The organism is Dialister succinatiphilus YIT 11850, from assembly GCF_000242435.1.
In the GTDB taxonomy this organism is placed as follows: Bacteria; Bacillota; Negativicutes; order Veillonellales; family Dialisteraceae; genus Dialister; species Dialister succinatiphilus.
The window spans coordinates 312,091-324,497 of the sequence record NZ_JH591188.1 but is presented as its reverse complement, the minus strand read 5'-3'; the positions used below and the strand labels follow the sequence as shown (position 1 = coordinate 324,497).

Genomic DNA, 12,407 nt, shown 5'->3' with positions numbered 1-12,407 from the left:
TCCACTCCCAGGGCTGCGAAGGATGGATTTTCCAGGCAGGAAACCAGTTTCATGCCGTGTTTTCCTGCTATTTCCACAAACTGTTCTACCAGGAAGAGCTGGTTTTCATGGCTTACACGGCGGGCCATGGGAAAATTCCTGAGAGTTTTCCCGTAGAGGTCAATGAAGCTGAAAATGCAGGTATAGGTATATCCTTCCAGTGCTTCTGCCAGTGTGGAAAAAGCGCGGATATGATAATTGATGTCGTAATTTCCCCAAAGAAGCACCGGGTCATAGCGCCAGCACAGATGGGACGGTCCAAGGCGGTCTGACAGGGTGCGAAAAAACTCGATAATTTTCTTTTTATCCGGCACTTGAGGCTCTATATCTTTCCCGTAAGGGGTAATGGTTACATGCCAGAGCTGCTGGAAAGGCGAAAGTATATCTCCATAGGGCAGAAGGGGACCCGGATTTTTTGTGCAGAAACAAATAAGATCCACCACTTCCGGATGCAGTGCATAGCAGGTGACCTGGGAATGGTGGAAAGGATTTCTTACCATGACGAATCCATCTTTCAGCCGGTTCAGGAACCAGGGCGTGTAAAAGGCAGGGATGTCGGTGCGCTGCCCGGTATTGATAATCATTGTTTCCTATTCCTTTTCTTCATTTTCCAGGCAGATGGCTTCTGCTTCTTTCAGCCACTTTTCCCGAAGGGAGGTGGGCGAAAGCATTTTCACCCGCTTTCCCTGGCTCAGGAGCCACATGAGGATACCGTCGCCGCGGATGACGTCGGTGATAAGGAAGCTTCCGTCTTTCTGAGCTTTTGCTTTGGCTGTAGGCAGCCTGTCCAGCACGGCTTCCAGGCTGGGGCCTCTATAGAGGAAACGGATATGCTCGGGTCTTCCGCCATACATATACTGGATGCTGTTTTTGAAAATGCCTTCTCTGAAGCGCCTGCCATAATTGACACTAAAAGATTCGCCAGTATCCATAAGGCTGCTCATACGGTCCAGCCGATAGACCCTCGTATCGGCGCCGGTAAGCTTTTCTTCTGCCTTCGGTATGCCTACCACGTAGAAATAGTACTCTGAGAAAAGGACTCCTTCCGGACAGATTTCATGGGGACTTGCTTCTTTTTCCCCCTGCCGCCGGTAATCGAAGGAAAGGACATGGTGTTTTTTCACCGCTCCTGCCGCGGTCCACAGGTTCTCCACATCCGGCTTTTCATGGGCCGGGTCCAGATAGTCGAAGAGTTCGCTTCGTATATATCGTTCCACTTCTTTTTTGTCGGTGCCCAGTACCGCTGACTGCAGGAGGCGGCGGAGCAGGGATTCCAGTTCTTTTTTATGGAAGGCCCGGCTGGCAAGAAGGATTTTCCCGATGGCATACAGTTCACTGGGACGGATCATTTCTTCTTCCAGTTCCCGGATGCGGTAGACTTTCCGGGCCCGGTCATAGTAGAGTTCCCGGTGCACATGGTCCTGCTCTTCCCTTTCCGCCAGATATTTCCGGATTTCTGCCAGATATCGGCTGGCGGTCCGCAGATTGACACCAAAGGTTTCCACCATTTCCTGCCTGCTCACCGAACCACCCCGGCTCAGCCGATCCCACAGGAAAAGGACTCGTTCCGTTTTCTTATCATCCCGATCTGTTTCTTTCTCTGTCATAACTATTCCCTGCCTCTCTTGTCCTCTATGGAAGCGCTGATGAACGCATGGCCTGCTTTGATTCTTATAAAAGCAGGTTCTATGGATAAATCAGTACTTCCCTATGTCTATATCTATCTGTAAAAGATCCATTTCTTGTAATACCTGTACTAAATAATTATAACAGATTCAATATATTTTCAAAAGGAGAAAAGACGAGAAAGTAACCATGATAAAAAGCTGCGGAATCTTCCTGTGATTCCGCAGCTTTTGCATGGCTCTTTTATCGGAAGGTCAGTACTTCTTTCAGAGGCTTTCTTTCATTGGCCGCCGGAATGACTGCCGGATGACCGACGCCAATGATGGCAGATATGTCATACTCTTCGGGGAGGGAAAGAATTTCCCTGATTTTTTCTTCATCATAGCGGCCCATAATCAGTGTTCCCAGTTCCAGCGCATTGGCGGCCAGGCAGAAATGAGCAGCTGCTACACCAGCATCAAAGGACTGCCAGTGAGTTCCTTTCGTGGTCGATGGCGTGCCGTCGGGCTCGAAGCCGGAAAGGCCTTTGATGGCGCAGAGCACCACCAGTGCCGGTGCGGCATGAATGTTTTCTGTATTCCATGGAAATTTCTTCGTGCAATCATCGGCAATCTTATTTTTCAGTTCTTTATCCAGTACTGCCACATACCGGATGGGCTGGGTATTCTCCCAGCACGATGCCATCTGGGCGATTTCCACCACATTTTCAATTTCCTGGGCTGAAATCGGTTCGTCGGTGTATTCCCTGATGCTTCTGCGTGAAATCAGACATTGAATTGCGTCCATTTTTTTCCTCCTGCTGCTGCCCCTTTACATAACAGATAATCAATCATTAACCTCTGTTTATTTTATCATAAAAGGGGCCGGTCTTCAGCCGCTTCCCTATCTCCCAAGATGGGTTTATCCAAAATAAAAAGGTCCTTTGCCACGGAATGGCAAAGGGCCTTTTTATTTTTCATTACATCATTGAAAGAATGTATGAATCAGTGAAGATTCTGAAGGATGGCTTCTGTCATGCCTTCACCGTCCACCTTTTTCATGCCTTCTCTGTAAATATCACCGGTACGGTATCCGTCTTCCAGGGTCTGATTGACCGCTTTTTCAATGGCGTCGGCTGCCCGGTCTTCGTTGAAGGAGTAGCGGAGCATCATAGCGGCAGAAAGAATGGTGGCAATGGGGTTGGCAATCCCTTTTCCTGCAATATCGGGAGCAGAGCCATGAATCGGTTCGTAAAGGCTTGTTTCCTTCCCGATGGAAGCGGAGGGCAGCATGCCGATGGAGCCGGAAAGGACAGCTGCTTCGTCGGAAAGGATGTCGCCAAACATGTTGCTTGTCACCACCACGTCAAAGAAAGAGGGATGGATGGCAAACTGCTGGGCGCAGTTATCCACATACATGTGGTCCAGCTGGATGTCGGGATATTCTTCGTCATGAACCCGGACAGCCGTCCTTCTCCACAGGCGGGAGGAGGCCAGTACGTTGGATTTGTCCACGCTTGTCACATGGCCGTGGCGCTTTCTGGCTGCTTCCATGGCAAAGCGGGTAATTCTTTCCACTTCAGGAACGGAGTAGCTTTCTACGTCCCAGGCCCGTTCCACGCCGTCATTGATTTCCGATTCGCACCGTTTTCCGAAATAAATGCCGCCCACCAGTTCCCGGACAATCATAATGTCGGTGCCTCTGGCAATTTCGGGCTTCAGCGGAGAGTATTCAATCATGGAATCCTGGATTTTCACAGGACGAAGGTTCACATAAAGGCCCAGGGATTTCCGAAGGCCCAGGATGGCCTTTTCCGGCCGCAGTGATGGTTCCAGGTGGTCCCACTGGTCTCCGCCTACGGCACCGAAAAGGATGCCGTCTCCCTTCCGGCAGGCATTCACTGTTTCCTCCGGCAGCGGCACGCCGTACTTGTCATAGGCCGTACCGCCGGCATCTTTCCATTCATAGGTGAAATCCAAATGGTAGATTTCATCTGTCTTTTTTAAGATTTCCACAGCAGCATCGGTGACTTCCCTGCCAATGCCGTCTCCCGGGATAACTACGATATGCTTTCCCATATTACCGATACTCCTTTACGTACTGAATCAATCCGCCTGCTTTGGCAATGTCCTGGATAAAACCGGGAAGCGGCGTTGCCTGGAAGGTTTCTCCTGTAGTGATATCCCTGATCTTACCGGAGGAAAGATCCACAGACAGTTTGTCTCCTGCATGAATCCGTTCCACATTATCACCGATTTCCATGAGAGGCAGTCCCACATTAATCCCGTTTCTGTAAAAAATCCGGGCAAAGGAAGCAGCAATAATCACCGGTACACCGCAGGCTTTGATAGCCACCGGTGCATGCTCTCTGGAAGAGCCGCAGCCGAAATTCTTTCCGCCTACCATAATGTCTCCGGCTTTGACTTTTTGGGCAAAGTCTTTATCAATATCCACCATGCAGTGTTTGGCCAGTTCCTTTGGATCAAAGGTATTGAGGTACCGGGCCGGGATAATCACGTCGGTATCGATATTATCTCCATAGCGCCAAACTTTTCCTTCTAAAACAGCCATTATTCCACCTCCCTGGGAGCAGCAATCCGTCCCATCACAGCACTGGCAGCAGCCACCTGCGGGCCGGCCAGGTAAATTTCAGAATCTGTAGGTCCCATACGGCCTATGAAGTTGCGGTTCGTTGTGGAAACGCATCTCTCCCCGCTGGCCAGGATGCCCATGTATCCGCCAAGGCAGGGACCGCAGGTCGGTGTGGACACCGCGCAGCCTGCGTTGATAAAGGTGTCAATGTAGCCTGCATGCATGGCGGCTAGGTAAATGGCCGGGGTGGCGGGAATTACGATGCAGCGTACCCGTGAATGCACTTTGTGTCCTTCGAAGATACGGGCTGCAATGGCCAGATCTTCCAGCCGTCCGTTAGTGCAGGAACCGATAACCACCTGATCAATGGGGATGTCTCCAAAGGTGCCTACCACCTTTGTGTTTTCCGGCAGATGGGGGAAGGAAACCACAGGCTTCATAGATGACAGATCGATGACCACTTCCCTCTCGTAATGGGCATCATCGTCTGCTTCCACCACATCATAGGACTTTGTAAACCGGCCTTCAATATAGGTCTTTGTCTTTTCATCCACAGGGAAAATACCATTCTTGCCGCCGGCTTCAATGGCCATATTGGCAATGGTGAAGCGGTCGGCCATGGAGAGGGAAGAAACTCCGGGACCCGTAAATTCCAAGGACTTGTAAAGAGCTCCGTCCACGCCGATCATGCCGATCAATGTGAGAATGACATCTTTGCCAGTAATGTCCGAAGGCTTTGTACCGGTGAGCACCACCCTGATGGCATCGGGCACTTTGAACCAGGCTTCGCCGGTGGCCATAGCCACACCCAGGTCCGTGGAACCTACACCGGTGGAGAAGCCGCCCAGAGCCCCATAGGTGCAGGTGTGGGAATCGGCACCTATGGTAACCATGCCCGGGCCTACCAGCCCTTTTTCCGGAAGGAGGGCATGTTCAATGCCCACCCGGCCCTGTTCAAAATAATGGACAATCCCGTTTTCCCTGGCAAAATCCCGGACAATCTTGGCAAGGCCGGCGGACTTGATATCCTTGGCCGGCTGGAAATGGTCCGGCACCAGTACGATTTTTTCCCTGTCAAATACAGGGCGGCCTACCTTTTTGAAAGCTGCAATGGATGGCGGCGCCGTAATATCATTGGCCATCACCAAATCCAGACTGCAGTAAATCAAATCTCCCGCTTTCACAGAATCAAGTCCTGCATGCTTTGCCAGGATTTTCTGTGTCATTGTCATACCCATTGAAAAGCCTCCTATACTACCAAATAAAAAAAGTCTCCGTCTCAAAGAGACGAAGACTCGCGGTACCACTCTTATTCACGCCAAAGGCATGCACTCATGCTGATAACGGTCAGATTCCGTCAGTGCCTACCTGTTCAGCACTGCAGCTCAGGGACGAGTTCAAAATCCGCTTCTGTCATTTTTCACCATCCAATGACTCTCTGCAAGCAAGTAGGGATTTTTAATGCTTCCTGTCAACGCTTTTGTGAAGATACGAATACTCTACCACATTCCTTTTGCTATTGCAAATAAAAATTTAAAAAATCAGGTTTTTAAGGACAGAGTATGTCATGCTCATGTTATATAATATATAAAAATCAATCACCTTTTATTTTCAAAAAAAGGAGGCTCCTTATGAAAAAAATATGCTGTATTCTCGCCTTTCTCCTGCTCCTTCTGGCAGGAAGTGCAGCAGAAGCTGCCGGTCCCATCAACAGGGACGGATATTTCAAAAACATACGTCTTGCCGGACGGGTACGGGTGGTGGACTCCTTTCCGGACCTGAAAGTACAGGTGGTTTCCTCCTTCCCAGACCTGAAGGTAAAATCAGTGGATTCCTTCCCGGATGACATCGGAGAATGGCAGTTTGTGGACTACGGGGAAGACTTTACCATCCAGTTCGTAGACAGCTTCCCGGATATCCGTATCGAATTTGTGGACTCCTTCCCCGGCGTGTGCTGAAAGGATGAAAAATATATTCTCACCACCTTCTTTCCGTGATATGATAGAAAAAGAAACCGCCCTGAGCAAAGCACCGATTAAAGTGCTCATTGATTTTATTTCTGAAACTGCAGGTAACAAAGGGAAATTTTCTGCCGCCAGAGGCCATAAAAATTGTATTGAGTCAGCTTTTTGCATGGATTCGTACTTAGGGAAAGGAGGGGCTTCCTACGAAAAAAACTCTGTGCATCGTATCTTCCCGGCCCGATGCCGGCCTGTCCAATGAAATTCTCCACCTGATCCGGGAAGATGAGATGAAAGACCGGGACCCCGCCCTGGAGCCCCACCTCCGTGTCATCACCATGAATGAAGACCAGTGGCGTCTCCATAAAAACACCATCATTGCCAAATATCCCGTGCTCTTTATCGGCCTGCCGGAGCAGGGCCGATGGCTTCCCAAAACCATGGAGGTCCGATTTACGAAATACGGCATCACCTATGGCTGGACCGGCCGATACGCTTTTCTCACCGTCAATGAAAAGGCATTGAAAGACCATGAAGTGTACAGCCAATTTCTGACAGAGCTGAAGGCCCTCTGCAGTCTGGGGGATGTCATCAAAAGCCCCCGGCGGCTGGACGCCCTGCAGCTCATAGGCATGCTCTGTGTCGCCCTGCTGGTGCCCTTCGGCAGCGTGCTGGTAGGCGGAAAGCTGATCAAAGACTGGTATGCCAATGATAACCTGGTCAAGAAGCAGCAGTATGTATACGGCATCTTCCACCTGTACCGGAATCACATGAAAGAGTTTCTGGACCAAGACATGCCGGGAAAAGAAATGCATAAAGGATGAATGAAATGAAAAGCTATGAATTTACTCCGCAGCGGGTATGTGCAAGGAAAATCACTTTTGACCTGGATGAGGAAAAAAGAATCCATCATCTGAAATTCCAGGGCGGCTGCCCGGGAAACCTTTCGGCCATCGGAAAACTGCTGGAAGGAAGAAGCGCCCGGGAGGCAGCTGACATTCTCCGGGGCAATGAATGTGCCGGAAAAGGCACCTCCTGTGCCGACCAGCTTTCAAAGGCCCTGGAAAAGGCGCTGTCCGAATAAAGAAAAGTCCCTCTTCCGGAAGTACTGATTCATCAGTTCTTCTGAAAGAGGGACTTTTTTTGATTTCTTTCTCAGCAAAGCGGGAGAATGAATCAGCGCTTCCTTAAGGCCTCCAGCTTTCTCCTCTTTCTTCTCACCCGATTGATATGCCGTTCGAACCGGCCGCTCATAATGAATTCAGCCAGCACCAGCTGATCGAACACCGGCACCGTGCAGGAATAGAACCCCACCTTTTCCTCATAGAGGGGAAGAAGGGATTCCGGAATCACCAGGTACCCCACCCGGATGGAGGGAGCAATGGTTTTGGAAAAACTGTTCATGTAAATTACCTCTCCCCCCGGCGAAAGGGAGAACAGGGTATCCTCGGGCTTGGACAGCAGGGTAAACTCCGAATCAAAATCATCTTCAATGATATATCCCTTTCTCGCCCGGGCCCATCGGATGTACTCGGCCCGCTTGGATGCACTGGCCGTAATGCCGGAGGGATAGCTGTTGAAGGGAGTCACATGAAGCACCGACGCCCGGCTGCGCTGGAGTTCTTCAGTCTCTATGCCTTCTTTCCCCATGGTGAGCATCTCCAGCGGCACCTGACTGGCCTCATAGACCTTCCTGATTTTTTCGTAGGACGGATTTTCCAGGGCATAGACACGGTTTCTTCCAAGCACCTGCACATTGAGGCCATAGAGGTATTCCGCCCCGGAACCAATGAGGATGGCCTCTGGCGATACCTCCATGTGGCGGCTCCGGGCCAGGTAGGATGCCAGCGTTTCCCTGAGCTCCACGCAGCCTTTATTGGGCGACGGATCCAGAATCTTTTCTCCGTAATTGGAAAGTACATTTCTCATGGTCCTGGCAAAGGCAGAAAAGGGAAACAGATCCCGTTCCCCTTCATCCCGTCTTTCCACCACTATCCGTTCCGACAGGCGCCGCCGGACCTTTTTCCCTTCTCCTACGGGATAGGAATCGCCTTCCTTGTAAATCACATAGTATCCGCTCCGCTCCCGGGGCTCCACATACCCCTCCTCGGCCAGAAGCTCATAGGCATGCTCCACCGTAATGACGCTGTACCCCGATTCATCGGCCAGCTGCCGCTTGGAAGGAAGCCGATCCCCTTCATGGTAAATCCGGCGGGTAATTTTTTCGCGAAGCTGGGTATAAAGTTTCATGTATCCGGTCATGGATATCTCCTTTGGATTCACTGCGCCCTCCGGCGCAAAGAGTATAGAGGGCTATTCTGATTATACTTTTTTGTCACGTTCTGGTAATTTTAATAAGTTCAGTTTCATATTATAATTCATACCATAACAAAACGCAAAGGAGATATCACTATGACTCATGAAACTGTTTCACCGTCCCTGCCGTCAGCCGGAATCCGCCATAACACAAGGTGGCTGACCATCTGCGGCCTTATGATGGCCATGAACATCGGTCTTTCTTCCTTTGGCCTGCCTGTCCCCGGCGGCCACCTCTACCTGAACGATATCATCATCGTGACGGCGGCCCTGATTCTGGACCCCGCCGGTGCCTTCCTGGTTGGCGGTGTCGGTGCCTTTCTGGGAGATTTCTTCTTTTATCCCCTGCCCATGTTCGTATCCCTTGCATCCCATGGTCTGCAGGCCATGGCCATTTCCTATATATCCCGCCACTGCTTCAGGAGCAGGCCTTTCCTGTCCCTGTGGACTGCCCTGCTCACCGGTGCCCTGATCATGGTGGCGGGCTACTCCCTGGGCCGGGCCTATGTGTACAGCACGCCTGCCTATGCCTGGATCAAGCTGCCCTACGAAATCCTGCAGGCCCTTTTCGGTGTCATCGGCGGACCCTTCCTGGTGTGGCGGCTGCATCTGGCTGAAAGGATCCAAAAGCTCCTGGAAGGAAAGTACTGACGCAGGATTGCCATGATGAAAAGGAAAAGGGGCGGTGAAGAAATGGGAATCATTTCTTCACCGCCCCTTTTTATGGTCTCCTCAAATCATGGACCTCAGGTCATGAGAGATTCTGCCGGGCCCGCTGATTTTCCATCCCCTATGAGGAATATAAGAAACCTGAATCAAGGGAGACAACCCTGCCATGGCACCATCCTTAAAACACCGGAAAGAGAATACGGGCCAGGTAAATGGTACCAGTCATGGTAATGCATGAAAGGAAGGTACTCATCATCACCAGCTCTGTGGCAAAGTCTTCGCAGTTGTGGAATTCCACGGCGTAAAGTACGGAATTCACTGCCGCCGGAACAGAAGCCATAATGAGTATGGTTTGACTCACGGCCGGTGCAAAGGATACACCCATGATGCCCCAGGCCTTAATCAGCAGGAACGCCAGCACCGGCGCCACCACCAGACGGACAAAGCAGCCCAGCCAGGCATCTATATCACCGAAGGAAATCTTACTTCTATGAATCTGCATGCCCAGGGCAATCATGACGATAGCCACCAGGGCGGAGGCGCAGTTCTGGAAAATAGGCCAGAGGAAGGTGGTGGTCATATCAAAGCCGGAATACTTGATAGTAAACACCGCCGCCAGGGTATAGAGCACAGGCATGTGGAAGACCACAGACAGGGCATCCCGGGGTGTCAGTTTCCCCTTCCCTGCCTGGTAGAGGCCCAGGGTATTGAGACACATATTCATCTGTACAAGCATCATGGTAGCCGCCGCACTGGCCAGGGTCAGGTAGGGCGTTTTCCCGTCCACCACATAGGGCGCATTGGAAAATACCAGGGCAATCAGGGCAATCCCTATATTTCCGTTATTGGAAAACATGGTCCCGTTTTTGAAGGCCTCGGTTTTGGAAATGGAATATCCCCGGATTTTCCCAATGGCCATGCCTATGAATCCCAGGATAAACATGAGTGCAAAGGACAGCAGAAATACGTGGAACATGGACATATCGATCTTTGCCACATAAATGCTGTAGAAAATAAAACAGGGAAGAACCACATAAAAGGTCAGTTTCGTCAGGGAAGATACGTCCAGCCTAAAGCGCCGGTCCATACAATATCCGATAGCCACGAAAATCAGAAGAGGCAGGATATTATCAGAAATAATCTGTAAAAAAGCCATCAATATCCCTCCTCAAAGCCCCAGGGGAAAAAGAACCCTGGACAGATAAATGGCAGCGGTCACCGTAAAAGCTCCCACCACCGTATTGAACAGAACGGACTGGGTCACAAAATCAGGATGGTTGTCGTATTCCACACTGTAAATAATCAGGGCCATGGATGAAGGAATGGCGGCATAGAGGAAAAACACCTGCTTCATCACAGGGCTCATGTCCATGAAAGAGGAAAAGAGAAGAAGAATGCACCAGTCCAGGAAAGGGGCCGCTATGAGCTTCATCAGCCCCGAAGCCAGCTGTGCAGCGCCCGGCTTCTGCAGACGGCTTCTATGAAGCTCTATGCCGATGGTCACGGTGATAAGAACGATGAAGGCCCCGTTGAAATGCTGCAGCACCGGCCACAGGAAGGTATGCTCCAGAGGAATATCCGCCGCCCGCACAAGTACCGCCAGAAGAGCGGCATAGAGAGCAGGCATTTTCAGAAGGTAGCGGAAGAATTCGGAAACCGAAGCGCCCCTGCTTCGAATCAGGGCAGCACCAAACACATTCACCGCCATATTCATGACAATCATAAGCACCGCCATGGTTCCCAAAGCTTCTGCCAGATAGGGATGGCTGTTTCCTTCTGCAAAGGGAGGATGGCTGTAAATCAGCATAATCAGTGCAGCGCCGATATGGCCGGAATAGGAAAAGGTGGATACCGCCCGGAATTCATCGAACTTTCCCTTCTGGAGGTGAAGAAGGCGTCCCAGACCGCCGGAAAGGAGGAACTGTACAAGAAGGAGCAGCACCGCCGCTGCCACCGCCGCCATTTCCATGCCGCTTCCCCGATAGCCGTAAAGACTGTAGAAAATGAAGCAGGGAAGCACCACTAGTATGGTGAGCTTGCTGTAGGTGGAAATATCGATTTTGAATTTGCTGTCCAGAAACCATCCGGCTCCGATGAAAACAAAAAGTGGAAGAATATCATTCCACAGAATGGAAAAAAGAATCATGGTACCCCCTTATGGATGCCAAAGCATCTCTGGTTTTATTTTTATGTAAAAATCGGTTCAGTAAAAGAGCCGGTTATGACCGAATGGAATGGACTGCATACTCCATGAAGGCCTCCCGGATGGACCAGGCGGGACTCTTTCGTTTCCAGCCGAAGGAAATGGTATACTTCGTTTCCCAAAGATCGATGCACACCATGTCCCGGGAAGCGCTCTCTGTGGCCCAGTGAATCATATTGGCCGGGCAGAAAAGAGCGCCCACGGACCTCATGCTTAAATCAATGAGGGTCCCCATGTTATCAGAAGAAGCAGCAATCTCCGGTTTGAAGGAAGCCCTGTCCAGATAACCGACAGCTGCCTCTCCGGCCACATTGTCCCGGCTGGTCACGACGAAGGGAACAGACCTCAGTGATTCCATGGATTCCAGATGGGAATGGGCCAGACTTTCTATATCATCCTCCGAAAAACCACGGCTGAAAAGCAGCTCCTTCGATACCAGAAAAGCAATATGTTCCTCATAGAAAGGTCTTGTCACAATGCCTTCCACCGTTTTGCCGAAACGGGCCACCGCCAGGTCCAGGTCTCCTTCCCGCACCATCTTTTCCAGATCGGTATTACTTCCTTCCACCAGCGTAAAGGACACCTTCGGATAGAGCTTTCGAAATCCTGCGCAAAGGGCAGGCATGATTTCCCGCTCCCTCATAAATCCTGTACCGATACGAAGAGTGCCTCTCTGATCATCAGCCACATCGGAAAGGGCACGGCGAAGCTCTCCTTCCTCATCCGCCAGGCGAAGGGCATATTCATAGAAAACCCGCCCGCCATTGGTCAGCTCCAAAGGTACATGGCGAAGGAAAAAGGGCATGCCCCATTCCTTTTCCAAGGAAGCCATACTGGCTGATAGAGCCTGCTGGGTCATATGAAGTTTCTCTGCCGCCCTGGTGAAATTTTTCTCCCTGGCCAGCACAATGAAATAAGAAATGCTCTGAAAATTCATGGGCCCTCCATCTGCAGTCCATTTTGACTTCATACAGTATACCGCAGGAAACAGGATTTGTTCAATGAAAACAGCAGAAAAACAG

At 50.7% G+C, this 12,407-nt stretch carries 15 protein-coding genes and 1 other annotated feature (1 of these 16 running past the window's edge); of the genes, 5 read left to right on the top strand and 10 right to left on the bottom strand.

The features are described 5' to 3' along the window. The 6 genes from HMPREF9453_RS06930 to leuC all read right to left on the bottom strand — a co-directional run. On the bottom strand, positions 1 to 623 hold the 5' portion of the coding sequence (locus HMPREF9453_RS06930; protein ID WP_008859849.1) for a DUF1848 domain-containing protein. Its footprint begins 310 nt before the window's first position; the window shows 623 of its 933 coding nt (coding positions 1-623); its start codon is at positions 621 to 623; the stop codon falls past the left edge of the window. Positions 624 to 629: 6 nt separating this feature from the next. Then, positions 630 to 1,646: a helix-turn-helix transcriptional regulator gene (locus tag HMPREF9453_RS06925; protein WP_008859848.1), complete on the bottom strand. Its 1,017-nt coding sequence runs from the start codon at positions 1,644 to 1,646 to the stop codon at positions 630 to 632. A 262-nt stretch (positions 1,647 to 1,908) separates the two neighbouring features. Then, on the bottom strand, positions 1,909 to 2,451 hold the full coding sequence (locus HMPREF9453_RS06920) for a nitroreductase family protein (RefSeq protein ID WP_008859847.1): 543 nt from the start codon (positions 2,449 to 2,451) through the stop codon (positions 1,909 to 1,911). Between the two features lie 197 nt (positions 2,452 to 2,648). Beyond that, positions 2,649 to 3,722: a 3-isopropylmalate dehydrogenase gene (gene leuB / locus HMPREF9453_RS06915; RefSeq protein ID WP_008859846.1), complete on the bottom strand. Its 1,074-nt coding sequence runs from the start codon at positions 3,720 to 3,722 to the stop codon at positions 2,649 to 2,651. A 1-nt stretch (position 3,723) separates the two neighbouring features. Next, positions 3,724 to 4,215 (bottom strand): 3-isopropylmalate dehydratase small subunit, encoded by a 492-nt coding sequence (gene leuD / locus HMPREF9453_RS06910; protein WP_008859845.1) that lies wholly within the window; start codon positions 4,213 to 4,215, stop codon positions 3,724 to 3,726. Further along, a complete protein-coding gene (leuC, locus tag HMPREF9453_RS06905; RefSeq protein ID WP_008859844.1) occupies positions 4,215 to 5,474 on the bottom strand; it encodes a 3-isopropylmalate dehydratase large subunit in 1,260 nt (419 codons plus the stop codon). The genes leuD and leuC overlap by 1 nt, the downstream gene beginning before the upstream one ends. 42 nt (positions 5,475 to 5,516) lie before the next feature. After that, positions 5,517 to 5,720 (bottom strand) — a binding site (T-box leader). 147 nt (positions 5,721 to 5,867) lie between these two features. Here leuC and HMPREF9453_RS06900 point away from each other — a divergent pair. Genes HMPREF9453_RS06900 through HMPREF9453_RS06885 form a run of 4 tightly spaced genes read left to right on the top strand, consistent with a single transcriptional unit; the run spans position 5,868 to position 7,281 of the window. Further along, a complete protein-coding gene (locus tag HMPREF9453_RS06900) occupies positions 5,868 to 6,194 on the top strand; it encodes a hypothetical protein (protein WP_008859843.1) in 327 nt (108 codons plus the stop codon). A gap of 40 nt (positions 6,195 to 6,234) precedes the next feature. Beyond that, a complete protein-coding gene (locus HMPREF9453_RS12105) occupies positions 6,235 to 6,459 on the top strand; it encodes a hypothetical protein (protein WP_040380139.1) in 225 nt (74 codons plus the stop codon). Between the two features lie 28 nt (positions 6,460 to 6,487). Next, the gene (locus HMPREF9453_RS06890) at positions 6,488 to 7,021 is read left to right on the top strand and encodes a hypothetical protein (protein WP_008859842.1); all 534 of its coding nucleotides are present in this window, start codon (positions 6,488 to 6,490) and stop codon (positions 7,019 to 7,021) included. Beyond that, entirely contained in the window at positions 7,018 to 7,281 is a 264-nt protein-coding gene (locus HMPREF9453_RS06885) for a TIGR03905 family TSCPD domain-containing protein (RefSeq protein WP_232217334.1), read from the top strand. Before HMPREF9453_RS06890 ends, HMPREF9453_RS06885 begins: the two co-directional genes overlap by 4 nt. Before the next feature lie 92 nt (positions 7,282 to 7,373). Here the strand turns inward: HMPREF9453_RS06885 and pdxR are convergent, their stop codons facing one another. Further along, on the bottom strand, positions 7,374 to 8,459 hold the full coding sequence (gene pdxR / locus HMPREF9453_RS06880; protein ID WP_008859840.1) for a MocR-like pyridoxine biosynthesis transcription factor PdxR: 1,086 nt from the start codon (positions 8,457 to 8,459) through the stop codon (positions 7,374 to 7,376). 150 nt (positions 8,460 to 8,609) lie between these two features. On the opposite strand from pdxR, the gene HMPREF9453_RS06875 reads away from it, so the two are divergent. After that, a complete protein-coding gene (locus tag HMPREF9453_RS06875; RefSeq protein ID WP_008859839.1) occupies positions 8,610 to 9,164 on the top strand; it encodes an ECF transporter S component in 555 nt (184 codons plus the stop codon). Positions 9,165 to 9,360: 196 nt separating this feature from the next. Here HMPREF9453_RS06875 and HMPREF9453_RS06870 read toward each other — a convergent pair whose 3' ends face one another. The 3 genes from HMPREF9453_RS06870 to HMPREF9453_RS06860 form a co-directional block, all read right to left on the bottom strand. Continuing rightward, positions 9,361 to 10,338: an AEC family transporter gene (locus tag HMPREF9453_RS06870; RefSeq protein WP_008859838.1), complete on the bottom strand. Its 978-nt coding sequence runs from the start codon at positions 10,336 to 10,338 to the stop codon at positions 9,361 to 9,363. A 12-nt stretch (positions 10,339 to 10,350) separates the two neighbouring features. After that, positions 10,351 to 11,328 carry an AEC family transporter gene (locus HMPREF9453_RS06865; protein ID WP_008859837.1) on the bottom strand — a complete coding sequence of 326 codons (978 nt, stop codon included), beginning with the start codon at positions 11,326 to 11,328 and terminating at the stop codon, positions 10,351 to 10,353. A gap of 73 nt (positions 11,329 to 11,401) precedes the next feature. Further along, positions 11,402 to 12,322: a LysR family transcriptional regulator gene (locus HMPREF9453_RS06860; RefSeq protein WP_008859836.1), complete on the bottom strand. Its 921-nt coding sequence runs from the start codon at positions 12,320 to 12,322 to the stop codon at positions 11,402 to 11,404. Positions 12,323 to 12,407: the final 85 nt, after the last annotated feature.